The organism is Nonomuraea sp. JJY05 (assembly GCF_043496855.1).
Lineage (GTDB): Bacteria > Actinomycetota > Actinomycetes > Streptosporangiales > Streptosporangiaceae > Nonomuraea.
Genome location: NZ_JBIEIS010000049.1, coordinates 1 through 26991 on the forward strand (window position 1 = coordinate 1; position 26991 = coordinate 26991).

18 protein-coding genes are annotated in these 26991 nt (G+C 65.2%); 11 read left to right on the forward strand and 7 right to left on the reverse strand.

Annotated elements, in window-relative coordinates; all coding sequences use genetic code 11:
- Positions 1–160 precede the first annotated feature (160 nt).
- Genes ACFKCF_RS49925 through ACFKCF_RS49935 form a run of 3 tightly spaced genes read left to right on the forward strand, consistent with a single transcriptional unit; the run spans position 161 to position 5079 of the window.
- Positions 161–3592 carry an RHS repeat domain-containing protein gene (locus tag ACFKCF_RS49925; RefSeq protein WP_394502879.1) on the forward strand — a complete coding sequence of 1144 codons (3432 nt, stop codon included), beginning with the start codon at positions 161–163 and terminating at the stop codon, positions 3590–3592.
- Positions 3593–3635: 43 nt separating this feature from the next.
- A complete protein-coding gene (locus tag ACFKCF_RS49930) occupies positions 3636–4208 on the forward strand; it encodes a DUF4240 domain-containing protein (RefSeq protein WP_394502880.1) in 573 nt (190 codons plus the stop codon).
- Positions 4209–4254: 46 nt separating this feature from the next.
- Positions 4255–5079: a hypothetical protein gene (locus tag ACFKCF_RS49935; protein WP_394502882.1), complete on the forward strand. Its 825-nt coding sequence runs from the start codon at positions 4255–4257 to the stop codon at positions 5077–5079.
- Positions 5080–5863: 784 nt separating this feature from the next.
- Here the strand turns inward: ACFKCF_RS49935 and ACFKCF_RS49940 are convergent.
- Entirely contained in the window at positions 5864–7030 is a 1167-nt protein-coding gene (locus ACFKCF_RS49940; RefSeq protein WP_394502884.1) for a tyrosine-type recombinase/integrase, read from the reverse strand.
- Between the two features lie 440 nt (positions 7031–7470).
- Here ACFKCF_RS49940 and ACFKCF_RS49945 point away from each other — a divergent pair, with 440 nt between their 5' ends.
- From ACFKCF_RS49945 to ACFKCF_RS49970, 6 genes are read left to right on the forward strand one after another with little or no spacing between them, the layout of a single operon-like run.
- Positions 7471–8097 carry a zinc-binding dehydrogenase gene (locus ACFKCF_RS49945; RefSeq protein ID WP_394502886.1) on the forward strand — a complete coding sequence of 209 codons (627 nt, stop codon included), beginning with the start codon at positions 7471–7473 and terminating at the stop codon, positions 8095–8097.
- 43 nt (positions 8098–8140) lie between these two features.
- Positions 8141–8791, forward strand: coding sequence for a TetR family transcriptional regulator (locus ACFKCF_RS49950; protein ID WP_394502887.1), 651 nt, complete (start codon positions 8141–8143; stop codon positions 8789–8791).
- Between the two features lie 33 nt (positions 8792–8824).
- Positions 8825–9757, forward strand: coding sequence for an ATP-binding cassette domain-containing protein (locus ACFKCF_RS49955; RefSeq protein WP_394502889.1), 933 nt, complete (start codon positions 8825–8827; stop codon positions 9755–9757).
- Positions 9754–11364 (forward strand): ABC transporter permease, encoded by a 1611-nt coding sequence (locus ACFKCF_RS49960; RefSeq protein WP_394502891.1) that lies wholly within the window; start codon positions 9754–9756, stop codon positions 11362–11364. Before ACFKCF_RS49955 ends, ACFKCF_RS49960 begins: the two co-directional genes overlap by 4 nt.
- Positions 11365–11378: 14 nt before the next feature.
- Positions 11379–12197, forward strand: coding sequence for a class I SAM-dependent methyltransferase (locus ACFKCF_RS49965; protein WP_394502893.1), 819 nt, complete (start codon positions 11379–11381; stop codon positions 12195–12197).
- A 60-nt stretch (positions 12198–12257) separates the two neighbouring features.
- Positions 12258–12440 (forward strand): hypothetical protein, encoded by a 183-nt coding sequence (locus ACFKCF_RS49970; RefSeq protein WP_394502894.1) that lies wholly within the window; start codon positions 12258–12260, stop codon positions 12438–12440.
- 82 nt (positions 12441–12522) lie between these two features.
- Here the strand turns inward: ACFKCF_RS49970 and ACFKCF_RS49975 are convergent, their stop codons facing one another.
- Genes ACFKCF_RS49975 through ACFKCF_RS49985 form a run of 3 tightly spaced genes read right to left on the reverse strand, consistent with a single transcriptional unit; the run spans position 12523 to position 16310 of the window.
- Positions 12523–14652, reverse strand: a complete 2130-nt coding sequence (locus ACFKCF_RS49975; RefSeq protein WP_394502896.1) for a hypothetical protein — start codon at positions 14650–14652, stop codon at positions 12523–12525.
- 3 nt (positions 14653–14655) lie between these two features.
- Positions 14656–15468: a protein phosphatase 2C domain-containing protein gene (locus tag ACFKCF_RS49980; protein WP_394502898.1), complete on the reverse strand. Its 813-nt coding sequence runs from the start codon at positions 15466–15468 to the stop codon at positions 14656–14658.
- 2 nt (positions 15469–15470) lie between these two features.
- Complete coding sequence (locus ACFKCF_RS49985) at positions 15471–16310, reverse strand: vWA domain-containing protein (RefSeq protein ID WP_394502900.1); 840 nt, start codon at positions 16308–16310, stop codon at positions 15471–15473.
- 889 nt (positions 16311–17199) lie between these two features.
- Between ACFKCF_RS49985 and ACFKCF_RS49990 the strand changes: the two genes are divergently transcribed.
- Entirely contained in the window at positions 17200–17700 is a 501-nt protein-coding gene (locus ACFKCF_RS49990; RefSeq protein WP_394502902.1) for a hypothetical protein, read from the forward strand.
- Here ACFKCF_RS49990 and ACFKCF_RS49995 read toward each other — a convergent pair.
- The 3 genes from ACFKCF_RS49995 to ACFKCF_RS50005 form a co-directional block, all read right to left on the reverse strand.
- On the reverse strand, positions 17697–18746 hold the full coding sequence (locus tag ACFKCF_RS49995; protein ID WP_394502904.1) for a hypothetical protein: 1050 nt from the start codon (positions 18744–18746) through the stop codon (positions 17697–17699). The genes ACFKCF_RS49990 and ACFKCF_RS49995 overlap by 4 nt on opposite strands.
- Positions 18747–19228: 482 nt before the next feature.
- The gene (locus tag ACFKCF_RS50000; RefSeq protein WP_394502906.1) at positions 19229–20437 is read right to left on the reverse strand and encodes a plasmid pRiA4b ORF-3 family protein; all 1209 of its coding nucleotides are present in this window, start codon (positions 20435–20437) and stop codon (positions 19229–19231) included.
- Positions 20438–20831: 394 nt separating this feature from the next.
- Positions 20832–20972, reverse strand: a complete 141-nt coding sequence (locus tag ACFKCF_RS50005) for a hypothetical protein (protein ID WP_394502908.1) — start codon at positions 20970–20972, stop codon at positions 20832–20834.
- A gap of 556 nt (positions 20973–21528) precedes the next feature.
- On the opposite strand from ACFKCF_RS50005, the gene ACFKCF_RS50010 reads away from it, so the two are divergent.
- Positions 21529–26967, forward strand: a complete 5439-nt coding sequence (locus tag ACFKCF_RS50010; protein ID WP_394502909.1) for a LamG-like jellyroll fold domain-containing protein — start codon at positions 21529–21531, stop codon at positions 26965–26967.
- The last annotated feature ends 24 nt before the right edge of the window (positions 26968–26991 follow it).

Sequence of the window (26991 nt, forward strand, 5' to 3'; positions counted from 1 at the left end):
TCTCCAAATACAACGCCCGCGGACCCGCCATCGACCGGACCACCTACAAAGCCACCATCAGCATCAACATGATCCCGGCCAGCCCTTGACGCTGCTACCCCAGCCCTAACTGAACGGCGTTGGTGCTAGTGCGCCCGCGTACACGCCGCCGGGTGGCAGCTTGATCACGCCGGTTGTTCGGTACTCCTACGACGCGGCGGGGCACCGTAAGTCCACCACCGATCCGCGTGGCTATGTCACCTCCTATGAGTATGACCAGCTCGGCCGTCAGGTCCGGGTTACCGATCCTGCTCCTGATGGGCAGGCCGCGGGTATGTGGGTGAGCGAGTATGACCTGGCGGGGGAGACGCTGGCCACCGTCGATCCGACCGGTGCCCGCAGCCAGGCCACCTATGACGACCTGGGCCGGCAGATCACCGTCACCCAGATCGAGCGCAAGCCCGCCAGCGCCGCCTACACCACCGCGATGGAATACGACGACGCTGGCCGGCTGGTGAAGCAGACCGCCCCAGGCAGCAGGGTTACCAGCTACACGCTCAACGCGGCCGGGGAGGCTCTCACGGTTACCGATCCCCTGACCAACAAGGCGGCCATGGACTATGACTTGGCGGGCCGTCTGGTGAAGACGACCGATGCTAACGGCAACGCCACGGTCGCCGAGTATGACCTGGCGGGCCGGAAGACGGTGGTCAAGGATCTGAACTCCTCCGGTGCGGTGCTACGCACCTACAACATGGGCTACGACCTGGCGGGGAATCAGATCAGTTCGACCTCTCCCGAAGGCCATATCACCCGGCAGACCTTCGACGCGCTGAGTCGCCTGACCTCGCTTATCGAGCCGGTGTCGGCGAGCGAGTCGATCACGACGAGTTTCGGTTATGACGCCGCAGGCGCTCGTACCCGGTTCACTGACGGGCGCGGCAACGCTTCGTGGACCGGCTACAACAGCCTCGGTTTGGTTGAAACGGTGACCGAGCCCTCCACAACGGCGCACCCGGATGCGGCCGACCGCACCTGGACCCACGTCTACGACGAGGCCGGAAACCCGAAGGCCACCATCCAGCCGGGCGGGGTGCGCATCGACCGCACCTTCGACCGCCTGGGCCGTCTCACCAAGGAGAGCGGCGCAGGTGGCGGCGCCGCCACGGCCGAGCGCACGTTCGGCTATGACCTGGCCGGTCGCAGCACTACCGCCGGTGACCTGACGGTGGACTTCAACGATCGTGGTTTGCCGTTAAAGGTGTCGCGCGGCACCGCCCAAGAGACTGCCTTCGCCTACGATGCGCTGGGCAACCCCACCCAGCGGATCGACGCGGCCGGCACTGCCATCTTCACCTACGACGCCGCCAACCGCCTCAAGACCGCCACCGACCCAGTTACCAGCCGCACCCTCACCTACGGCTACGACCCGGCGAGCCGGTTGAAGACCGTCACCGCCACCGGTACGGCCAGCACGCTGAGCTTCGACTATGACGACATGAACCGGCTGACCGGGCAGACGCTGAAGAACGGCTCTGGTACGCAGTTGGCGAAGGTCGCCTATGGGTGGGACAAGGATGACAACCTCACCAGCAAGACCACCGTCGGTACCGCTGGGGCGGGTACCAGCACCTACGGCTACGACCACGCCGGCCGGCTGACCTCCTGGACCGCACCCGGCGGAGCGGTCACCAGTTACGAGTGGGACGCCGCAGGCAACCGCACCAAGGCAGGCGGAAAGACGTTCACCTACGACGAGCGCAACCGTCTGACCAGCGGCGACGGCACCGACTACACCTACACGGCGCGCGGCACCTTGGCCACCAGTACCAAGGCGGGTGCCACCACGCAGTACACGTTCGATGCCTTCGATCGTCTGATCGCCGACGGCGACAGCCTCTACTCCTACGACGCCCTGGACCGGATGACCAGCCGGATCCGCGGCACCGCCAAGAACACCTTCGCCTACAGTGGGCTCGGCAACGACCTGGCCGCCATCACTGACAGCGGCGGCGCCGTCCAAGCCAAATACGCCCGCGATCCTGGCGGTGGCCTGCTCGGCCTCAAGGAAGGCACGGGCACAGCCGCAGCAGCGCTGAGCGACCTGCACGGCGACCTGATAGCCACCTTCACCACCAGTCTGCAATCCTCGGCCGCCTACGACCCATTCGGCACCGTCACCGCCCAGACCGGCGTCAAGACGAACCTCGGCTACCAGGGCGAGTACACCGACGTGGACACGGGCAAGGTGAACATGCACGCCCGCTGGTACCAGCCCGGTACCGGTACTTTCACCAGCCGCGACACTGCCACACTTACTCCTAACCCCTCCGTGCAGGCCAACCGCTACACATACGCCAACGCCTCCCCCCTGACCGGCACCGACCCCACCGGCCACGCCACCGTCATCGACAACGGCTCCATTGCCGGTCCCGGGAACTCCTACAGCTCAGGCGTTGACTACCAGACCGCCTCCAACATCTACGCGCAGCACGGCATCGTGGTTGGCGGTGGTGGAAGCAGCAGCGGCAGCGGCGGCTGCATCGGCTACTCCCTCGGAGCCTGCGGAGGCGGAGGCGCAGTCGAGAAATGCATCGCCTGCATCAGCTCAGGCCAGATCATCACCAGCGGCTTCGTCATCGTCATGACCATAGAGCAGATGAAGACGCAGAACGTGCTACCCAACGGCATGGAAGTCCCCAAGGGATTGTGGGACGCGCCAAAGGGAGTACGCGCAGGTGTCATCAAGATGGCTTACGACGGCATTCCCGCCGGCATCATACAAGAATTGTGGAAGGAGTACAGAAAGGCACATCCAGCCGGTTCCGACCTCGTCCTTCCTGGTGCAGGAGATCCTGATCATTTGCCCGATTACGTACTCTGGTGGAACGGGCATCGCATCACGTTCTCCTCCAAGGGAGAAGCGTACGGACACATTATGGACCAGTACGGAAAAGGAAAGATCTGCCTTATGGCAGATTGTATGGGGGTTTCGCCTTGGTCGTGGCTGGACAAAACCGAATCGCATCTGCAGAAAACTTGGTGCAGCCAGCCGAATGCCAAATGTGTGAAAGACACTCGTCGGGCCGGGCAGGAGCTGGTGGCAAAGGTGTTCATGGTGAACATCGGGGTTCCTGCCACCCTCATACTTAAATGGAGTGGCGAGGAGGGAATCGGAGGCAGTAAAGGGTCGACGCACGGTGGCGTATACCTCATCATCAAGGATTACAAGCTAGTCAAGGTGGGGGAGACCCATGATTTCAATAAGAGAAAAACCGATAAAGATTATGTGAATTGCCGTGAATGCCAGATGCTGGTCCTCTTCCGCGTACAAGATGTCTCTATTAGAAAAGGAATTGAAGACATCATCTTCGATGCTGGATATAATTATGAAGGGTGGAGGATTGGAGATGCGTGGAATAAGCAGCGATATGCGAAGGACAATAAAGACCTCCGGCCTAATCGGACAGTAGGCTTTGACTGGCTTGACGGTATGGGTATAGGTCTTGCGCCGGAAGCGGGCGACATCTTAACCCTTAGGTGGCGGAAGGGCGGGAATGGACTTCTGGGTAGAGGTAGCAGCTGGAAGGAACTTGCCAAACCTCCGCGGTAATTCCGGCTCGGCATGCTAGCCGGGGGTGTAGTAGTATCTCGGCATGAGTGAAGATGACTTTTGGGCTCTGATAAATTCGTCGATCAGCAAAGGGACGAAGGCTGAGCGGGTGCATTGGCTGCAATGCCGATTGGTTGAAACTTCGCCAGAAGAAATCATCGACTTCCACTCGTGGATGTTTCTGACTCTTCAGCGAGCCGAGACCTGGAACCTTATTCACGCAGCCGGGCGTTTGTTCTGGATTCCCTCGGAAGAGAGCTTCGTGTATTTCGCGAGGTGGCTTATCGGTCTAGGTAGGGAGGCCTTCGAGTCCGTCGTGGCGAATCCCGATAACCTGATTGATCTTGACGAAGTCCGAGACCTCATCCAGTATCGACGGTCGGGGGGTACGTTCTCGAACGAGCTATATCCCGAATTCGAGATGCTAGGCTATGTCGCGATCGACGCTTACGTGCAAGTAGCCAAAAAAGACGCGAGATCTCTCTGGGAGGCCCTCGAGGCTAAGGGCATCGATGTCTTCGGGTCGTTCAATCCCAAAGGTGAGCCCTGGGACGATCTTGAAGAGGCGCAGTGGCGGCTGCCGCGCATTCATCAGTACTTGGCTGAGATGGAGTGAGGCTGTGCTGTGCCTCCCGGACTGGTGGTATTAGGAGGAGACGACCATGATCAGGCCATGGATAGCTGGAATAGCAGCTCTATCGGCGGCATCAACCATGGCCTCCGGGGTTGAGCCGAGCACGGAAGCGCGAATCGATCCGGTCACCGCGCTCAAGCGTCAGCTCGTGGACGGTCAGGGTGTGAGGATCTCGCAACTGCACAGCTGGAAGCCCCACTCGAAGAAGGGCATGATGGTTGATCGATCCGATGGCATCGTGGAATTCGGCAAGGGGCAAGTTGTAGCGACCGACGTGGTCTTTCGCGAGCGCGGAACCAGCCCGAAGATGCGGGTCGTCCGCTTCCCGGACCGCTGGTACACGCGGGACTACCCGCTCGAAGAGGATCTGCCCGCAGGAAAGAGCTGGCTCCTGCAGCCCGCGCCGAGCGATCTCGCAGTGCGGTGCGGACCGATCGAGCTGAGCCATCCGGCCACGCTGAAGGCCGTTCTGGCGACCGCCACAGTAAAGCGTCCGGCAGGGACGTACGACGAGGTTCGTACCACTCTCTACCAGGGTCGAATCACTCTGGGCGAGATCTACAAGGTGAACCCCGATTTTAGGATCTCACTCGATATCAAACCGACCGGCAAGTACGCCGAGATCCCGGTGACATGGCAACTTTGGCTTGGCACGGACCAGCTCGTACGCCGATGCCGAAGCTCGCACGACAACCCGGTCATCGCTCCGGGCATGGAGAGCGACGAGCGATTTCTCACCATCGAGGATATTCGGTTGTTCAGGTGGGGCCTCAAGGTGAACATCCAGCCACCCTCTGAGGATCAAGTAGCGACTTATGACGAACTCAAACCGGACGATCTACCGGGCGGCTGAATCCACATCTGAGCGTGAATGCGACGGCCAGTCGTGCGCAGAGGGTGTGCGTGTCTTCCGCGCTCATGCCGGTCAGCCGAGAGGCGGCCGGCCTCGTCAAGGCCTGGACGCGGGAATGATCGCGATCCTCACCAGTGACAGCCGGGCCAGAGTGCCGGTGGGCGGCGCCTGACACCGAACCAGTGTGGCTGGCCGCGTCTTTCGCCGCTCGTATGGCTCACCCGCGACTCGCATCCCTGAGCAGGGAGCGCAAGGAGTGAAAAGTTCGCATAGGTGCGGCAGAGATGACCGAAGCCGAGGAGCCGGCTTGATGGAGAACTTTCGGTGTGGCGCTGTTCAGCTGCGGGGTCCACTGCACCATCAGCGATAGGCAGATCGTCGGTCTCAGCCGCCAAAACCCAGCCAACCACTGGCACGTCGGTCGGCGAGTACTCGCGGCGGCCCAGCCTCGAAATTTGGTATGGAGCACGCGCCGAGCGCAGCGGCCGTCATCTCTACATAGGTCGGCGTGCTCTGGTGTGTGGAATTCAATCAGCGGGGCCACGATGCAATGGCCGAATAGGGTGTCGGCCGTGCTCGGTGCGTGCTCGTACGCCCCGTCACACGCCGTCAGGACCCGGCACCGCCTGACACGCGAAGTACGCTAAGGAGGCACGAACCGTCACCCAACTTCTAATCCGACGGTCGCAGGTTCGAATCCTGCAGGGCGCGCTTCTCCACTGCGGAAACTCCAGCCGCGGGCGCGGCCGGTGGCGGCATGGGGCAAATGTGAGGCAAAGCTGAGTCAGACGCCGAGCTGCCGCCCCAGCTCGGACGCGGCGCTGAGCACCAGCCGGGCCGTTTCCCGGGCGGCTTGGTGGGCCACCTCCGGCAGCACCGAGACGTAGGTGTCGGCGGTCAGCACGATGCTGGCGTGCCCCAGCATGGCCTGCACCACCTTCAGGTCGGTGTGCGCGGCCAGCGCCAGGGTGGCGGCGCCGTGCCGCAGATCGTGCAGCCGGATCGGCGGTTGTCCGGAGGCGGCCACCAGCCGGCGGAACCGGCCGGTGAGGTAGTCCGGTCGCAGCGGCTCGCCGTCTGCGGTGGTGAACACGTATCCCGAGTCCCGCCAGCGTATGCCCGCCCTCGCACTCAGCTCCTGTTGCCGCTCGCGGTGCCGGGTGAGCACCCGTACGGTCTCCGCGTCCAGGGCCACCACCCGGTAACTGGCGGCGCTCTTCGGCGGCCCGATCACGACCTGGCCGTCGGCGTGCACCCGCTGCTGCGCCACTGTCAACTCCGCCGCCTGCAGGTCGACGTCCGTCCAGCGCAGCCCGGCCAGCTCGCCCCGGCGCAGGCCGCGTAGCGCGGCCAGCCACCAGGCGGCGTACAGGCGGTCTTGCGCGACGCCGGTCAGGAAGGTCGCGAGCTGTTGTTCGGTCCAGACCGCCACCGCCGGACGTTCTGCTGTTTGCTGCCACCGGGCGGTCCGTCCGGCGGTCCAGACGACTGGATGCGGTCGCCGGGGATGGGGGAGTTCGGCGCCGTTGGCCGGGTTGACCGGGATCAGCCGGGCACGGACCGCCGCGTTCAGCGCGGTCCGCAAGGTGGCGTGGATCCGCACCACGGTAGCGGGTGACAATCGGCGACCGGTCGGCGAGAGACGGGATGCGAGCGTCGCGAGCAGTTCGTTGACATCGCGCGAGCCGAGTTGGTGGAGCAGTATCCGTCCCAACTGCGGGATGAGGTAGAGGCGGATGTGCGTGGCGTAGCCTTGCCGGGTCGACGGACGCAGGGCGTCCTTGCTGGCCAGCCAGCGTGCCAGCCACTGTTCGAGCGTGCATCCGGCCCCCGCGCCGTCGCGGTCGGCAGCGGCCAGGGCACGGCCTGCCGCCTGTGCTTCCTCGGGGTCGTCGTAACCGCCTTGGCGGACGCGCTGTCGCTGCCCGTCCAGGCTGCGTACCTGTACCACGAAGTACCAGCTGCCGTGAGCGTCGTCCGCCGGCAGGCGCGGACACGTCCCGCCTCGCTGGCGTCCCGTTCCTGGGTCGATACAGCCGCAGCGCCTACTCACCTGCACACGAGTCTTCGGCATGTGCCCCACCTCCACACACACTGTGTGCGCTGGAAGGCGTGGTAGCTAGGGCTCGTATCCGACTGGGGGACCGCAGGTCAAGTGACCGGGGAATGAGGGAAGCTCACCTGCGTGACGCGGAGGCCCCGAAGCGCCTCAGTCACTGACCACGCATTCCCCGCTTCACCGTCAACCTGAGAGGACTCGGTTCGCCGTCGGACTGGGCTTGGGGCACCAAAGCCGCTGCTTTAAGTTGATCAATCTGTAGCTGGGATGGCCGCGGGCAGTGCGCCTGCCGAAAACTACATCCATGCAGCTCAAGCGGCATGTGAGTATTCGTGGAGGATTCCGCCGAGTCGGTCCCGTCTGCGTATGTTCAGCTCGGCGATTGGCTCTGGATCCGCCACGGCGCGACCGGCGGCGTGGGCGACGCGCTGTGCCAACTCGGCGCTCACCGGGGCCTAGTCATGTACGGCACCGCCTCCGAGCGTAGCCTGCACCGGCTGCGCGACTACGACATCGTGCCCATCGACTACCGCCGCCAGGACGTCGCCCAGGTCGTACGCGCCAAGCACCCCGAAGGCGTCCGGATCGTCTACGACCACCTCGGAGGCGCCAGCATGCGCGCCAACCATCGTCTCCTGGCGCCGGGCGGTGTGCTGGTCAGTTACGCCTTCATGGGCCGGCCAGGACACGTGCTGGCCGACACTGTCCGCGGCGCGCTGCGCAACAGAATGCTGAACCTGCTGCCTGGCAAGCGCACGGCCCTCTGCACGCTGCCCCGGGAGATCGCCACGGACCCGTCCCAGCACCAGGCATTACTCACGCACCTCTTCGAGCTCGCACTGGGGTGTCACATCCGGCCACGGATCGGGGCCTGCTTCCCACTCTCCGAGGCCGCCGAGGCGCACCGCGCTCTGGAACGACGGGATGTCCACGGAAAGATCATCCTCACCACGTTCTGACCCCGGTTGCCACGGTGCTGAACACGTGTTTACTATAGTAAACGTGTGTTCAGCCACGTCGGCGGATCTGACCGCCCAGGCCAAGATCCGTAACGCCGCCATCGCGCACTTCGCCCGCGACGGCTTCCAGAAGACGAACCTGCGCGCCATCGCGGCCACCGCGGGGGTGAGCGCCGCCCTGGTCATCCGGCACTTCGGCAGCAAGGACAACCTGCGGAGCGTCTGCGACGAGCACGTCCTGCAGATCCTGGTGAGGAGGGCCCGGACCGTGGCCGACCTGGTCGGCGTGCGGGATCTGTCCCAGGAATATCTGTCGGACTCGGAGGAGTACCGCCTCCATGTGCAGTACATGGTGCGCGCGATCGAGGAGGACTCCTCTGCGGCCACCACGTTCGTCAACACGCTGGTGGAGGAGACCGAGCAGCTCTTCCGGGACGGGATCGCCAGCGGCTCGATGCGCCAGTCCTCCGACGTGCGGGCGTTGGCCGTGCTCACCGTGCTGGTGAGCCTGGCCACGCTGACCATGGCGCCGCCCCTGACTCGCGCGCTCGGCTTCGAGCGGATGGGCCCCGACGTGCTGCGGCGCATCGGGCTGCCCATGCTCGAGATCTACACCCACGGCTTGTACGCCGACGACACCATGCTCAAAGCCGCCCAGGCCGCCTGGGGGGCCCAGCGGGGAGACGATCTCTAGCTCTCTCCTCATCACCACACAAGGACACCCATGATGACTGAGACCGATGCCATCTGCATGGCTGGATTGGTCAAGTCGTTCGGCCCGGCACGGGCACTGAACGGCCTCGACCTCGTCGTGCAGACTGGCGAGGTGCACGGCTTCCTCGGGCCCAACGGCGCGGGCAAGAGCACCACGATCCGGATCCTGCTGGGCCTGATGCGCCCCGACGCGGGTACCGCCCGGCTGCTCGGCGGCGACCCCTGGACACAGCCCGCTGAGCTGCACCGCCGCCTGGCGTACGTGCCCGGCGACGTCACCCTGTGGCCCGGCCTGTCCGGTGGCGAGGCCATCGACCTGCTCGGCCGGCTGCGCGGCGGCCTCGACCGGCGGCGCCGGGACGAGCTGATCGAACGCTTCGACCTCGACCCGCGCAAGAAGGGCCGCACCTACTCCAAAGGCAACCGGCAGAAGGTCGCCCTGGTCGCCGCGCTGGCCTCCGACGCCGAGCTGCTCATCCTCGACGAACCCACCTCCGGCCTGGACCCGCTGATGGAGGAGGTATTCCGGCAGACGATCCAGGAGGTGCGGCGCGCGGGTGACCGTACGGTGCTGCTGTCCAGCCACATCCTCTCCGAGGTCGAGGCGCTTTGCGACCGGATCACGATCATCCGCGACGGCCGTACCGTCGAGACCGGCACCATGGCTGAGCTGCGGCACCTCACCCGCACCTCCATCGACGCCGAGCTGGCCGCCCCACCGGACGGGCTGGCCGGCCTGCCGGGCGTGCACGGCCTGCGTGCCGACGGCGGCCGGGTACGCTTCAGCGTCGACACCGCCGCGCTGGACCTCGCACTTCGCCACCTCACCCAGGCCGGCGTGCGCAGCCTGGTCAGCCGGCCTCCGACGCTGGAGGAACTGTTCCTGCGGCACTACGACCGCGCGACCGTGAACGTCAAGGGCCGGCACGCGGAGGCGGGACGATGAACGCGTTCGCCGGCACGGGAAAGCTGGTCCGCTTGGTGCTGCGGCGCGATCGTGTGCTGCTGCCGCTGTGGGTGGCCTTCATCTGCATGATCCCGGTGGTGTTCGTCGGCGCGTTCACCGGCGCGTACCCCACGGCCGAGGCCCGCCAGCACTACTACGAGACCAGCGTCCACACCAGGGCCTTCACCATCGCCTACGGCGTGCTGAACGGCTCCAGCCTTGGCGAGCTCGTCGCCTGGCGGTCGGGATTCGTCACGTTCATGGTCGCGCTGTTCGCGCTGCTCACGGTCATCCGGCACACGCGTACGGAAGAGGAGGCAGGGCGGCGCGAACTGGTCGGGGCCACCGCGGTGTCCCGGCACGCCGACCTGGCCGCCACCCTGATCGTCACCTGCGGGGCCGCCCTCGTCCTGGGCATAGCCTCGGCGGTGGCGCTGATCGGCCAGGGCCTGCCCGCCGCCGGTTCCCTGGCGCTGGGGCTCGGGTTCACGGTGGCCGGCTGCGTGTTCGGCGCGATCGGCGCGGTGACGGCGCAGCTCACGACGGGCGCGGGCGGCGCGCGCGCCATCGGAATCAGCACGCTCGGCGCCGCGATCCTGCTGCGCGGCGTCGGCGACGTCGCCACGCAGTCCGGTGACGGGCCCGCGTGGGTGTCCTGGCTGACCCCGCTCGGCTGGGTGGAGGCGCTGCGGCCCTACAGCGGCGAACGCTGGTGGGTGCTCGCGCTCGCGGCCGGCGCCATGCTGGCGTTGATCGTGCTGGCCGTGGCGCTGTCGGAGCGGCGCGACCTCGGCGTCGGCATGTTCCAGGCCCGCCTGGGCCCGGCCGCGGCCGGACCCCACCTGAGCAGCCCGCTGGCGCTGGCCTGGCGGCTGCACCGCGGCCCGCTGATCAGCAGGATCGCGGGGCTCACGCTGGTCGGGTTGGTGATCGGCGCGATGTCGGCGAGCCTCGGCGCGCTGATGGACAACAGCGGTGCCGTGGCGCGAGAGGTACTTGCCCGGCTCGGCGGTCCTGGCACGCTCGTCGACCAGTTCCTCGCTCCCATGATGACCATGCTCGGCCTGGTCAGCGCCTGCTTCGCGATCCAGTCCGCGCTGCTGCTCAGGAACGAAGAGCGCGACGGTCGGGCCGAGCCCTTGCTGGCCACGCCGGTCAACCGGCTGCACTGGGCGGGCAGCCACGTCGCCTTCGCGCTGCTCGGTCCTGCGCTCGGGGTGGTGGCCTTCGGGGCGGCCGCCGGCCTGACGCACGGCCTCAACACCGGCGACATCGCCCGTGAGCTGCCCCGCCTCCTGACCGCCGCACTCGTGCAGCTCCCTGTGGTGTGGGTGTTCACCGGGATCGCGTTCGCGCTGTTCGGGCTGCTGCCCCGGCTGGTCGCCGGCACCTTCGCGGTGGCCATGGTGAGCATGCTGTTCGGCTGGGTCGGCGGGGAGTTGCAGCTCGACCGATGGGTCATCAACCTGTCGGTCTTCGAGCACGTACCGAAACTCCCCGGCGGGGTCATGACGCCCACGCCACTGATCGTCATGACCGTCGTCGCGGCGGCCCTCGTCGCGGCCGGCCTGGCCGGCCTTACCCGACGCGACATGCCCACCACCTGAGACTGGAGGACATCATGGGAGTGACCCTTCCTACCCTGACCCCGCTGCAGGAAACCCTGTGGGTGACGCTGTGTGGCCGAGCACTCGACAGCCGCCTGCCAAGCCCCATACTCGGAGACCGCATGGCCTACGAGATCATCCACAAGACCGGCTACGACCACCGCAAACTCCGCTGGAGCGCGGCCTCGGCCATCGACGTCGCCCAGCGCGCCAAGAAACTGGACGAGATTGCGCAGCAGTTCATCGCCCGCCACCCCGACGCGATCGGCATCGACCTGGGAGCTGGCCTCGACACCCGAGCCCTCCGCATCGACCCTCCACCCACAGCGGACTGGTACGACGTCGACTTCCCAGAAATCGTGGACGCCCGGCACCGGGTCATCCCCGATCGGCCGCACACGCACACGATCGGCGCGGACCTGACCGAGCCCGGCTGGCTGGAGGCGCTCCCCGCCGACCGCCCCGCCGTGATCGTCGCCGACGGCGTGCTGCCCTTCCTCTCCCAGGAAGAGATAATCACTCTGCTGGACCGTCTCACCAGCCACTTCCCCAGCGGGGAGATAGCGTTCAACGTCTACACCCGATTCACCGTCTGGGCCGCGAAACACTACTCCGGCAGCCAATTCCTGGTCCCCCTCTTCAAGTCCCCCGGCTTCGACCGCCTCGACCCCGTACGGTGGAACCCGCGACTGACCCTGATCCGGCACATCCTGCTCACCCGGGAGCCCGAGGTCGACCAGTTCCCGACGGCCCTGCGCCTGTGGACCCGCCTGTCGGCGCTCAGCGCGGCCTTCTCCAGGCTGGGCACCACGGTCGCGCACTACCGTTTCTGACGATTCCGGCCGGCGACTCACGCCAGGTCCTGCGCGGATGGCCATTGCTCGCGTACCGCGGTGACCGGCATGCGCAACGGGCCTGGCGATGGCCTGGCCATGACGCTCGACCGGGAGGGACAGCCGGTGATCCTCTGGACGGACGACAACGGCTCGTACTTCTCCGACGACGAAGCTCCCAACAGCGTTGATGAGCAGACCACGCAACATGAAGGCGAGCGCGATCACCTCGGTGGTCAGTAGGGCGAGGGGCCGCCATCGTCATCGGGCTGCGGCCTGACGCAGACGCGAAGCGACGTCGTCTGCCGGAGCCAGAAATGTCCTGTCACTTGCTCACAGTGCCGAGCAGCACCCTACGCAGAAAGCGCCCGTAGGAGACATGCCGATAGGCATGCAGTTCCCTGAGCAGTTCTTGCTCCTGTCGGATAAGTGCCTGATGCCGCGCCCGCTCCTCCGAGATGCGCTGATTGATGTCCTGCGCCGCGAGCGTCGCGCTCGCACTGCGCTGGGCTTGTTTGTCAGTCAGTTGCTTCATCTCCTGGGCCTGCCTCTGGCTGAGCGCGACGCGATGGGATGCTCTGTCCCGTCGGACGGCGTCGCGTTGAGCCTCGACCCGTTGGCGCTCAGCGGCCCACCTCGTTTCGATCTGCTGAAGCATGTGTTGCGGCAGGGCGGTGGGGAAGCCGGGCTGCCGCATGGCCCGGTCGAGATGTGCTCTGCGCCATTCGCGCAACGCGTTGGCGCGGGTCTCACCCACGCCGTTCACGTGGACGGACCGTCCATCGGCGAGGATGATGTGCACTTCTGATCGCTGCCCGTAGCCGCCGGCCGTGTACACGGCATCCGTGAAATCGGCGGGTGTGGTGATGCCGTGAGCCCGGAGGCTGGCCACGATGCCGTCACCGATGCCGGTGATATGGCCGGATCGCAGGACGAAGCGCTTGAGATAGGTGATGACGTACTGCTGTTGCAGTAGCGCCAGAGCGTCGTTGATCTCCTCCCGCTCCTTGGCTAACACCGACTGAATGTGTGCCTCGAACGGGCTTACCCTCTCGGTCGTCGTCCGGTCGAACACGTTGAGCTCATGGCGCTGGCGTTGTCGTAGATCCTGCATCTCCTTGGCGCTGGCCTGTGCCTGTCGGGTGTCATCCGCCTGACGTCGGTCGCGCTCCTTCTCGAGCCCCGCGGTCGCCTTGGCCGCAAGGTTGGTGCGTCGGTGCGCGTGCTGGTGCCGGTCGGCGATCGCCTTTCGAGCCTTGTGTTCGGGCAGGAAGGTGTAGAAGACCCGGCTGGACAGGAACGCGAGGGCAAGCCCGAACTCCGCAATCGCGATTGCGGCCATGCCAGTCACGGCGAGAATCATCGCTGTCAGAGCGGTCGCGACGGCCAGCCCGACCATGGTGAGGCGGGTCCACCGCACCAGCCGGTGGTGGTCGCCGAGCGGCACGGGTACCGGCGGCGGCGAAGGTGCTTCCTGGGGCACATGGCCGGCCATCCACTGCGGCAGGCCAGTCTGAGCGGGAGCCTGCTTGCTTGGGGCCGGGAGGGAGATCTCCGGGAGCGGAACGAGGTCTGGCAGCGCGGACAGCGGCCGCGTGGCGAGGTCGGCGACCTGTGTGGCCAGCTGGCCGATGTCGGGGATGTGGTGCTGCCTCAACGCCGCCATCCTGGTGGACGTCGAAACGTCTGCGAAGTCGGTGTCCATGAGCAGGAGATGTTCGCCGCCCGGCTCGTGCAGGGTGTGCCAGAGCGTTGCATCTACGGAGATGGCGACCAGAGATAAGTAGATGAGCCAGTTGGAGAAACGGTCCAGGTCCGGTCCGAATCCCGCATGGGCGCGGTTCGGTGACTGGTAGTGGCGGTGGCCATGCTCGGTGGCGGGCATGCCCGCGAGGGCGGGGACGTACATGCCGTCATAGTCGACAAGTTTCAAGGCGCCGCCGGGGGTGGCGAGCAGGTTGCCGTGCTGGAGATCACCATGGGCGATGCCGGCTCTGGCCAGGTCATCGGCCAGTTCGGCGAAATGGCTGGCTACGGTGGACAGGGCGGCGCGGTCGCCGAGATGATCCTCGATCCAGCGGATCAGACCGACGGCCTCCACCCATTCCATGCGGAGAATGGGATACGACTGCCCTGCCACCATGATTCCTGCAGGCTGGTAATCGAAGCCGATCTTCCAGCGGTGCGGCAGCGTTCGAAGGTGGTCGCTGACCGCGCGGTATCTCTTCTCCTGATCAGGAATGTTCCTGGTGAAGCACTTGATGGCATACCTCGTGCCCGCCACTGTAGTCACTGAGAAGACACTGGCGAAGTTGCCGGAAATCGCCTTGGGCCGGCCGAGGGAATCGGTCTGCGGGCGCGCCGTCTGTAATTCGGGGTCGCGGAAGCAGAGGCGGGGATTCTGCAGGGCGTCCACGTACTGGCCGCCGCTCGGGAAGCGTGTGACAGCAGCCATCCGTCACCACACGGTCAAGTGGATCAGGGTGGAATCGTCGTTGCGCATCCGGCCGCCCGCCCGCTCTTCATCCACGAGGTCGGCGAACGTCGGGCCGTTGGCAGCGTCAAGGTCTCCAAGGGTCTCCCACGGACGGCCTTGGCGCTCGGCCTGCCCGAGAAACCATGCGGCGACCGCGTCGGTGCAGATGTAGAGGTCGTCCTTCGGTCGCAGGATGCCTACGTGCGTCTGCATTCGCTCAGCGATGAGATCGTGGTCGTGGTTCTTGCTATTGAGCAAAGCCGGACTGTTGGTAAACGCAGCCGAGTCAGTCATGGGGAACGATGTGAGAAGCCGGTTATCGCGGACGTGGAAGAGAGCGCAGTCACCTATTCCGGCGGCCACCCATGTCGTCAGTGAGTCGCCATCTTCTCCTAGCGTGACCGACAGGCCCACGACCAGGAGGGTCGCAAAAGCGCCGCGATCCATCTTGGGCTGCTCATACCACTGGATCGGCCGTCCCTCCGCCTCCCTTTCCGTAACGTACTCGCTGATGGAGAGCTCCCATTGCTTCACGGCCTGCACAGCGTGGGAGGCGAACGCGTCACGGGTGCCGAGCACCCCCGGCATGGCCTCCGTGAAGTGCCGCACCAACAGCCGCGCCCACCGTCCGGCGAGAATGCTCTCCGAAGCGCCATCTGAAATGGCAATTCCGAGCCCGTCCGCGGCAACGTCCTCCAGCGTTTGCACGTCCAGCGTGGTCGCGAAGGCGTCCTCGTACTCCTCCTCCGAGCCGCCCCCCTTATGCAGGCGGTGAGAGAAGATGCTGGCTCGCATCGTCACCGCAGCTCGGACGCACGCGTGCCGATGTCGAGGAATTGCACCACAGAGGTTATGTCGGCGTTGTAGACGAAGCCTCGCGTGCCGTCGCTGACGGTGAAGCCCTCCTGCGCGGCGTACGAGCGCATGTGTGAGGGAAGCAAGCTGGACATTCCGAAGAGCGTACGAGCGTAGGCATCGGGGAGGCCCGCGTCGGAGTCAGGGAACGTCACCGGCGAGCCGCCTGCGTCCGAAACGTGCAGATTGAACAGCAGCACGGGGCCGTCGGCGCTGGCCAGGGACTGGATGGCGGCAGCAGGGACCGTCGGATCGCCGTCGTTGGCCTCGCCGTCGGTAAGGTTGAGGACGATGGGTGGGAAGCACGCGGGGTGCTCAGAAAGCCATTTGTCAACGAGACGGTGCGCGAACTCGATGGCCTGCCGCATCGGTGTGCCGCCGTTGCTCACCGGATCCATCCACACGGGGAAAGTGACTGTGGTCTCGACCAACCCGCCAGCCCCATCGGGGACCTTTTTCGAGCGCTGCTCCACGCGGGCCGGATTCTCCGCGATCTGACTCAGCGGCACCAGATCGCGCCCGGCCAACGCTCCGCCATAGGCGGAGCCGACGTTGTTGTGGCCATAGCCGACGACGGCGACATGGAAGTAGTCGCGTACGCCCTCTTCCTTGGCGCATTTCACAGAAAGCTCAGTGAGCAACCGATTGATCGCGTCGGAGACCACAGCTGCCTTGCTGCTGGGCGTTTCCCGACCGATGGGGTCACTCATGGACGCGGATTGATCGACGAGGAAGACGAAACAGGTCGGATTCGACCGGCTGATCTCTGCCGAGTAAGGCATGGGCCATCGCCCTTTCTCGCGACCACCTGTGTGAGCCTTGTGATCCTAGAGCGTGGAACGTTACATGTCCATGACGGATATAGAGCAACCCGAGGCCTTCATGTAGCGGTTTGATAAAGCTCGCGCGGACTGCATGGCCCCGTGTCTCTTTTGTTGCGAATTGAGTGCGCAGGGCGAGGTTGTGGCGATACGCGCGGTTGCTGTGGCGGCCTTGAATAATTCGCTGCTCAAGGTGGGACAGGGACGCCAAGGATCGTGCCGATACGGTGCGACGGAGCTCCAAACTTGCTCTCCGCGAGCATGGTGAGCATCGTGTTGACGAACGCGAGGGACGGTCGCATCACCTCAACGCGCGTTCGAGCTCCTCAGGAGTGCGCCTGCCGGAAATTGCATCAATGCAGTTCAAGGCATGTGAGTTTTCCTGGAGGACGCCGTCGAGCCGCTCTGCGGCATACCTTCAGATCGATGATTCGTCCGGGACCGGTGATCGGATCGGGACGGGACCCAGCGAGGCTGCTTGCTTCAGGGCTTGGTGGGCTCGGTGCTGGTTGTAGAGGTGTTCGTACTCGCGCAGGGCGTGCCGAAGATGTCGTTCGTTTCACCCTGCTGCTCACGTTCGCTGTGGGCGCCACGATCGTCTGTCCGGCCCTCTGGCGCTGGTTCGCCTCCGACAGCGTGAACGCGTACGCCCTCAGCTCATTAGGGGGCGTCACATCGTACGAGGTGGGCCCACCACACGCTGACCCTCACCCCTGGTCGTCCCGAGCCATCAGGTGGAACCCTGACCTCCGCTCTAGCGACAAGACTGGCGATCATGTGCCGCCTCCGCCACCATGGGAGGCCGCCCTCAACGCGTCCTCTTCCCAGTCCGAGCAGAAGGAAGATCGCGATGCAGCCACCGATTCCCACTCCTGATCAGATCGGCACTGTCGACCTGGCGTCCTGGGCCGTCGTTCCCGGCCCATCAAACCAGGACAAGGACGAACACGGCGCCTGGGCCGTCACGGCCGGCGACGAGGAGCAGTACGCCCTGTACTTCGAAGTCGCTGACGCCGCCCACCCCCGGCAGGTCGCCGAGTTCATCGTCGAGGCGGTGCGAGCACACGCCACCCGGTTGCGGCTCAGCGCCGCCTTCGACGACATCCTGCGCGAACGGGAGCGCCTGCGCCCCCGCCCAGCCGGTGCGGACCTGTACGAGCTCGACCGCAGCCGGGTCGTGGCGATGATGGCGCAACTCGGCAAGCTCGCCGCCGAAGCCTACGAACCCGCGTCCGCGTCCGAGCAGGACGCGCAGACGCAGCGCATCTATGACGAGGTCACGCATCTAGCGGCACTGGCCGTGAGCTGGCTTGAGGCCATCCACGCCCGCTACGGTGCCGACGGCGCTTAGCGCGCTCGGCAAGCCTCCTCGCGCAGCATGCCGACGACGGCAGCCAGGTGGTGAGACAGGGAGTACGCCTTCCACTCGGTGCTCCCGCCAGGGCCGCCGTCCTCACAGGCCGCCCTCGCGATCTGCTCGTCACCCCAGGAGAAGCCCGTGCCATAGCTCGGCCAATCTGAGGAGCCGACCAGCCTCTTGCAGAGCTCGAAGAAGCCCTTGTTGCCGCGACTTGTTCCCTTCGGCCAGTAGTACAGAGACCATTGCCGTCCGACCGTGTAACGCAGGTTCGGGGGCGGCCACTTGTCGTCTGCCGGGGGAGGGCCCGGATGGTCGACTCCGTAATCCCCGTAGCTGACGTCGTTCCACAGCCGACTGATCCGGCACCGGAGGTCTGCTTCCCGCCGTGGGATGCGCCTGACCTCCGGTACGGCAGGCTTCACCAGATCCTCGGTGGAGGGAAACGACCCTCCTACGACCGTCACCGATTGCCAGGCGATGTCGAGGAGGTGGCGCAGAGGGCCTCCAACGCCTGTGCAAGTTTCGGAGGCAGAGGTGAAGTAACCGCAGTCGAGCACCAGGTCCGTTCGCTCCGCCGTTTCCCCCACGGCTTCCAGCTGATCCAGGAGTACACGCGAATCAGACAGGTTGAAGGCGAAGGGGCGCCGTACGCGGAGGCACACGCCAGTGTGCAGTTTCTCCGTGGCGCGTCGCACTTCCTCCAGGTTCTCCGGCGCCTCATCCGTATGGATGACGGGACGGAAAGAGCCGACGCCGAGGTCTGCGACAAGGAGCCTGAGTGCCTCATATGCTCCTGAGGGCCCGAACCGGTCGGCAAGGGGCCTGGTATCCAGTGCGAAGTCGATGCTCTTGTCCAGCAAGCGGTTCCGGTGGATCTCCGACAGTACTCGCTGGACCGCGACCTTCGGCGACTCATCTTCAGCGCGCGCCACGATCTCGATAAGAGGCCGGACGCTGTCCGATATCCGGTCACTCATATGCCGGAGCGCCAGCAGATTGGGCCGGCGACTGTTGATGATGACCACGTACACCGTCATGGTTGGTTCTCCGTGCGGTTGGTGAACCTCATGGCGGGTGAAGCGGCCATCCCTCGCCTGTGGGCAGACCGCCACGGCCCGGTGCCACCGACGGTGAACTCTGCCTGTCAGCACGTCAATATCCGGAGAGCCAGATCCTCACATCGAAGAGTTGACGGCAGGTGCACATGGGGCAGATCCAGTTACGAGCTGCATTAGAGCAAATAATGCCTATGTGTTGGTTTGCGGCAAGAGGAGAAGAAGTTGCGACTCTTGCCGAGGTCTGCGGCATTTGGCGCATTGTCTATCCGTCGCGTCGAAGAGCGCGCGCTGGCTCTCGTTGGGGACTCGTAACGCCAGTGACTTGTCACCGCCGAGCCGTCATGATCGGAAGCAGGTCACCCATTTACCGCTTGTGTCCTCCCGACGTCAGAGGCCATGGCGTCGCCGGCCTTGAACGCCGCGGCGTCCCCCCCATGGCTGCCGGCAGAAGGGGAGATGGATCACCCGGCCGACGTCAACGCCCTTCGGGTGGCTTCAAGCGCGAACCGGGCGGGGTCGAATTTCTGCGCGCTGTCCAGACCGGCCCAATGGACATATTCATCGTGCTCGTCGTGTCCGGGATCGGCCAGCGCCCGTCGGAAGTGTTCGTAGCCTCCGATGCCGCCGACGTCCTCTGGCGGGCAGGCGCCCGCCCCGTCCACCAGCACCGGGTAACGGACTCCTTCCTCCGCGGTGAGGATCTCCTCCAGCACGATGTCGTGTCGCCAGCTGTCGCCCAGGTCGTACTCGTACTCCATGGCCGCCCCCGCCTGTGTGAGCACCTCCTGCAACCGGGTCTTCTTCTCGTCCCGGACGTCCAGGTCCCATTCGGGTGACGCCTGGCCGTACAGGACGCCGCCCACCGTGAACAGGTGGAGGTGGCTGTTCTCCCAGCCCATCGCCGTGACCAGGATGTCATGCAGCCTGGCGAGGGTGATCCCGGGGGAGACGAGCAGGCGCCGCCAGATCACCGGATCCGCGCTCTCCTGGAGCGTCACCCGGATCTGGTAGATCGGCTCTCCCGGTGCGGCTTCACCCAGGGTGCGCTGTACGGCGTGCACGGCTGCCGGGGTCAGAGCCGCCGTCTCCTCCGTGAGCTCCACCACGCCCAGCCGCGCCAGGACGGTCAGCAGCCGATCGATGTCCTGATCGGCCATTCGCCGTTGCGCTTGCGGGTCGCGCATCTCGTAGTACGGCGATGCGATCTGCCAGGCCAGCTCCCGCAGATTCGCGACGGGCACCGGTCCGCCGTACAACCTACGCTGCAGCGCCGGCCAGATGAGCGCGAACTCCTCGCCGACCAGGGACGAGTACCAGTAGTTCTTGGGGAAGAGCGCCTGGCTTATCTTCCCCAACGCCGTGAACGACGCCTCCCACAACCGCTTCGGGTTGTTCAGCAGTGGCGCCGCCTTCTTCACTGGCAGCAGCCGTCCCTTGACCACCCTAACCAGCCCGGTCGCTTTGGCCCATTCCGCGATCAGGTTCAATCCGGGCAGTTCGGTGCTGCTCTTCGTCCGAAACACCCGGTCGCCGATCTTCGGGTCGATCTCGTCGCCGGTCTCCAGCAGTGCCACCAGCGTCCGCGCGTCCGACAGCGTCAGTTTCCCCGTCTGGGTCAGCTTCCGGCCTGCGCCCACCCACTCGGTGAACGCCCGCAGCTCCTCTTGCATAGAGTTCAGAGTATGACCCGAGGCCTGGCCTCAGCCGCCCGCGTCGCGCGAACGAGCCTTGCGCTTTCCGCGTGATGTGGTCCAAGGACTGAGCGAACACGCGCCAGGATATCCATTATGGTCGTTCGGGTCCCTGGGGGTGAGGAATGCCGCCGTGCTCGGTGCGTGCTCGTACGCTCCGTCACGCGTTGTCAGGACCCGGCACTGCCTGACACGCAAAACGCGCTGAGGCGGCACGAACCAGCACCTAAAGGCACAGGGCCGCATTAAAAGATCTTGCTTCTAATCCGACGGTCGCAGGTTCGAATCCTGCAGGGCGCGCCACTCCACCAGCGGAGACCCACATCATGGTCACGCTTGATGATGGTGTGGGGCAGATGTGAGGCAAGCTGAGTCAGTCGCCGAGCGTTCGCCCCAGTTTGAACGCGGCTTTCAGCACCAGTCGGGCCGTCTCCCGGGTGGCTTGGTGGGCCACCTTCGGGAGCACCGAGACGTAGGTGTCGGCGGTGAGCACGACGCTGGCGTGCCCGAGCATGGCCTGAACCACTTTCAGGTCGGTGTGCGCGGCCAGCGCCAGCGTCGCGCCGCGAGGCGCTTGTGGTGGTTACGGAAGGCAAAGTGCGCACGTATTTGGCACGGCTGCGGCTGAGGGCAGTCGAAGCGTTCGTGTCTGCCGCTGACGAGGTGGCGTTCGAGAGCCTGAATAACACGACCACCAAGCGGCCGGGTGGGTCGATGGCGCTGCCGTATAGCAGGCTGCCTACCCATGCTGACTCTCCCTTGAACGAAGGGTGCGGTGTTTCGGGGGGTGGCGAGGATCTCTGCGCAGCGGAGTCGCACGGTCCTCATTCATGACGGCGGGCGAAGACCGTCGCTGCCCTCTGGAACGGCAAGTTAGCGACTACGGCAGGCGCCTTTCCCGTCACGGAAAACGATCTTTACTCTTATTTGCTCCTTATGTGAAGATCGGGATGTTTTGCTAGCTCTGTTCGAAAGGTCGTGATGAACACACGACGATCAGCGTCCGGCTTAGCCGTTCGGACGCGCCGCCGCGCTGCCCTCACCGCGGTACTACTCTGCCGCTCTCGCTCATGAGCGCGCCCGCCATCGCCCAGAGTCCCACTCCATCCCCCGCCCAATCGTCCACGCCGACAACACCGCCGACCGCTACTTCTGAGTCGGCGCTCAAGAGCGCTTGGGAGGCAGCGGCCAAGTCCGGCAAGCCCGTGGAGGTGCCCTCCCGGTTCACCGAGACAATGAAAGTATGGGCCAACCCGGACGGCAAGAACATGCGGGCCGAGCTCTACACCCGCCCCGTGCAGCTCAAGAACCCGGCCAGTGGCGCCTGGGAGCCCATCGACACCCGCATCGTCACCAAGGACGGCAAACTGCAGGCGGCGCGGGTCAAGACCCCGCTGACTTTCGGTGGACGCGGTACCAAGCATCTGGTGTCGGCGGATGGCAAGCAGGGCACGAGCGGCCTCGACGTGGCCCAGGCGCTGCCGGAGCCGAAGATCTCTGGCAGTTCGATCACCTACCCTGACGCTGTGGCGCCGGGTGTGGATCTGGTGGTGCTAGCGCAAGCCGATGGGTTCATCTCCCAGGTGGTCTTCCGGCACAAGCCGGCTGGCGCGGTGACCGTACGGTTGCCGCTCACGCTGCCCGAGGGCACCGCGTTCGGCAAGACGCCGGAAGGGCTGCCGCAGCTCAAGGATGCCAAGGGCAAGGCGAAGGCTGCGCCGATCGTGCTGACCGCGATGGATGCCAAAGTGGAGGCCTCGCCCGACGAGGGTAAGAGTTCCCCGGTTACCGCGCGCGTGGCGAAATCCGGTAAGACGCCGGAGTTGGTGTTCACCCCGGACGAGAAGTTCCTGGCCGACCCGGCGGTCACCTATCCGGTGACTATCGCCGCGGCCTCCGAATGGTTCGGCGGCGGCATTCCCACCGACGCCTGGGTCAACAAGAACAACCCCAGTTCCAACAACGCTGCCGCCGGGTGGCTGCGCGCCGGCACCACCGCCACCAGCGCCGACGTCGCCCGCGTGTACCTCAAGTTCAACACCGACGCCCCGGAGCTCGAAGGCGCCACCGTCCTCGACGCGGACCTGTGGATGTGGAACTACAAGTCCGGCGGCCCCAACGGTCAACTGTGCGGCGAGAACCTCGGAAACGGCATCGCGGCCGAACGCATCACCTCTTCGTGGAGTACCACCACCCTGAGCTGGTCCAACCAGCCCCTTACCTTAGGCACCCTGGAAGGAGGGAATAAGGCCGGCTACAACTACGAGGCCGACCCTGCCAGCTGGTGCGCCAAGGAAGAGACACTGCTGCACGAGGTCAACGCCATGGCCCGCGCCTGGATCGAAGAGGACAAACCCAACCACGGATTGGTGCTGCGGGCCCTTCCCGAGACCGCGTCGATCAACTGGCGCCAGTACTACTCCAGCGAATACAGCGGCGAGCCCTACCCGGGCTACCGCCACCCGCCCACCCTCATCGTGGAATACACCCCAGCGCCGGCAACAACGGAAGCCGTCTACTACTCTTACGAGGGAGAGGAGCTGACCCAACAGCCCACATATGAGCAGGCCGTCGCAATGCAGGCGCAGACATATCCTGACGGCCCAACCCCCTCCTCAGTGACGTATGAGCAGCTCCAGACTCTCGCTGAGACTCCCAGTTCCGTACCTACACGCGTGAGATCACACGATCTCCCTCAAGAGCATCCCAACCCCGAGCCTGATACGACGGCGCCTGAAGTGGGGATGACCACGCCGACGGCCGACGCGACGGCGGTTGCTACGAACGTTCGGATAGCGGCGTACTTTACTGAGGCGATCAGCAATGCCGCGATCGAGGTGAAGAACGCCCAAGGCGACGTGGTGGCGGGAAATCCAGCTGTTGACGAGGACACTTTCGCGCTCACCTTCGCGCCGAACGCGCCTCTGACCGCCGGAACGACGTACAACGTCGTCATCACTGGAGCCACGGACGCGTCGGGCAATGTGATGGAGCCGTACTCGTGGTCGTTCACCACGGGCGGCGAGCCCGACTCCGGCCCTCCCACCGTGACCGAGACCGTCCCGGCGCCAGATGCCGGGAACGTGTCCACAGACACTACGGTGAAGGTGACCTTCAGCGAAGCGGTGACTGGTCCTCAGGTGACCGTCAAGGACGCAGCGGGCGCCACGGTGCAGGGCGTGCTAGAAGCTCCGAGCGGCGACAACGAGTGGATCTTCAAGCCATTCTCCAAACTCGCTAACGAGACCGCTTATGAGGTCGAGGTCACCGAGGCCAAGGATGCCGCAGGGAACGTGATGGCATCTCACATCTGGTCGTTCACCACTGGTACGACCGCTCCGCCTCAAACCCCAGGGCTGGTAGCGGCGTACGGCATGAACGAGGGCTCGGGCAGCAGCGTGACCGACGCCTCCGGCCGGAACAACACCGGAACGGCCACCAGCGCGACATGGGGGAATGGCAAGTACGGCAAGGCCCTGTCGTTCAACGGTTCGTCCAGCATGGTCACGGTCGCGGACGCGGCGTCGCTGCGGTTGACGACCGGGATGACGCTGTCGGCCTGGGTCAATCCGGCGACGGTGGCCAGCACGCCGTGGAAGAGCGTGATGACCAAGGAACTGAGCAATGACGGGGCCTCCTATGCCCTGTACGCCGCCAACGGCGGCGGGGTCCCGTCCGGCTGGGTGCAGACCGGGCCCGAGACCCCGTCGACCGCCGACGGAACCTCACCGTTGCCGGTGAACAGTTGGAGCCACCTGGCGCTCACGTACGACGGCACGACCCTGCGGTTGTTCGTCAACGGCCAGCAGGTCGACCAGACCACGATGAGCGGCAGCCTCTACGACGACGGCAGCCCGCTGCGGATCGGCGGCAACGTCGTCTGGAACGAGTACTTCAGCGGCCTGATCGACGAGGTACGCATCTACAACCGCGCGCAGACCACCACCGAGATCCAGACCGACATGACCACCCCGATCGGCGGGACGTCGCCGCCGGACACCCAGGCGCCAACCGCGCCCGGCTCGCTCGCTGCGACCGGCGGTGCCGGCAGCGCGCAGCTCGCCTGGACGGCCTCGACGGACAACGCGGGTGTGGCCGGCTACCGGATCCACCGCTCTACGACGCCGGGCTTCGCCCCGTCGGACGCGAACCAGGTTGGCTCCGTGTCGGCCACCATGTTCACGGACGCGGGCCTCGCTGCGGGGACGTACTACTACCGGATTCGCGCCGCCGACGCGGCCGGCAACCTCAGCCCGTCCTCGAACGAGGTCGCGGCCACCGTCACGGCCCCACCCTCGAACCCGGGCCTGGTGGCCGCGTACGGCATGGAAGAGGGCACGGGCACGATCGTGGGCGACTCCTCCGGGAAGAACAACACTGGAGTGGCCACCGACACCACCTGGGCAACCGGAAAGCACGGCAAGGCACTGTCCTTCAACGGCTCCTCGAGCTGGGTCACCATCCCGCACGCCGAGTCGCTGCGCTTGACGAACGCGCTGACATACTCGGCGTGGGTCAACCCGACGACAGTGGACGACTGGCGCACCGTGCTGATGAAAGAGAACACCGATGAAGCCTCCTACGGGCTGTACGCGTCCGTCGATCCTGCCCCATTGGGTATTCTGCAAAACACCACCACCATCAAGTCGGTGGTGGGCGACGACCCGCTGCCGCTCAACCAGTGGAGTCACCTGGCCGTCACCTACAACGGCACGATCATCACCCTGTACCTGAACGGCACCCAGATCGACCAGACACCGATGACCGGCGACCTCCGCGACGACGGCGGCGTGCTACGCCTCGGCGGCAACAGCATCTGGGGAGAGTTCTTCAGCGGCGTTATCGACGAGGTACGCGTCTACAACCGCGTCCAATCCGCAGCCGAGATCCAGACCGACATGAACACCCCCGTCGGTGCCGCGACCAACACGGCGGCGCAGCAACGGCGCGGGAACGCTACCGCCGATCCGGCCTCCCAGGTCGAGAGGCTCGGAGCGGACGGCAGCCCGATGATGGAAGGGGTCACCACCACAACACTGACTCCCCGGCTGACCGTCTGGTTGCCTGCCGGGCACCACGGTGCGGAGACTGTGGAGATAGAGGTCACTCGCCGGCCGGCCAAGTCCGTGAAGGCGGGCCAAGTGAGCGTGAATACGCGCTCCATATGGTCTGGCCGAGCCGCCGCCGAGCCAGGCGATTCCCGGGTGACCCTGCGTGTCCCCAAGGGCCGGCTCCAGGACGGCGACAAGGTCAGATGGCGAGCCCGGATGACCACCGGCGGGACAAATGGCGTCTGGTCCACATGGCAGAACCTCGTCATCGACGACTCCGCACAAGGAATGGCGGCACGCAGAGCAACGACTTCGGCGGCGGCGGTCGAACCGCCGGAGTTCTCCGTCGGCCATCTGACCGCGGAGGAATGCGAGAGCGACAGAGGGCCTGGCGGCGTTTACATATGGAAGGACGTCCCCTTCCCCTTCACCTGGTGTTACACCCACTGGTACGGCGTCGCCTACTACTCGAAGGTGTGGGATGCCGCCAGCGGGAAATACATCAAAGTCCCTGTCGGCTGGGCCCAGTTCCGTGGATCGACGGTGATCAACACCCGCATCGGTCGTCAGAACAACGATGAGGCGTGGGACGACCCGAACCGCAAGAGCCGCGACATCGACGTGTGGATGAAGATCAACCATCTGCGCAAGACCGGAAACACGCAGAACGCTACGATCCGCACCTATGTCAAACTCGCGGGCTCTCCCTCCAGCTCACAATGTCAGCCTCTCACCGCAATCGAGAGACAGTCATCACTGGAAGGCTGGGAAGGCGACAAGTACGCACATTTCACCATTCGGTCAAACAAGGGCAGCATCGGTCCCGACTATCTGGGAACCTGCACCATCAGTCCGTTCATCGAGGCCGCGTCCCCGATAGCGGACGAGGACTTCGCCCAGTTCAACGATCCCATGCAGATCGCTTGCGACACGGAGCGAGACAACACCACCTATGTGGGTGGCTGCGTCTTCCAGAAAGCGAGCAGAATTCTGCAGTACGAAACCACCGCCAGACACGGGGCAGTGGCCATGCACATCAAGGATACGTTCTACAACCCCGGCGCCCGAGGCCTCGCACCGGTGAACGCCAACAAGGTCGTGCCGGGCAATTTCATGGCACCCCGTGGCAGCGCACAGGGCAAACCACTGCACAGGACCACGCAGGCGGATGTCCTGAACGAAACCCAATCCGTACGCCGCAGGGTCTGCGCCACACTCACCTTCTATGTGGCTCACGAGTGCGATGAGTACCCGTTCAGGTCCACATGGGAGGGCGCCGGCCGGGTCTACAAGACACGAGTTCTGACGGACAACTACTCGCTGAAATACGTGTTGCACAGCGCGAACGAATCCGCTGGAACCAGTCTGCGGTTTTTTTACAACCGCTACAGGATTCTCAACGGGACACCGTTCTGGGTCATGATAACGACCAACAACGAAGCCGTTACGGGACCCTGAGTGAAGATCGAGGCCCCGTCACGA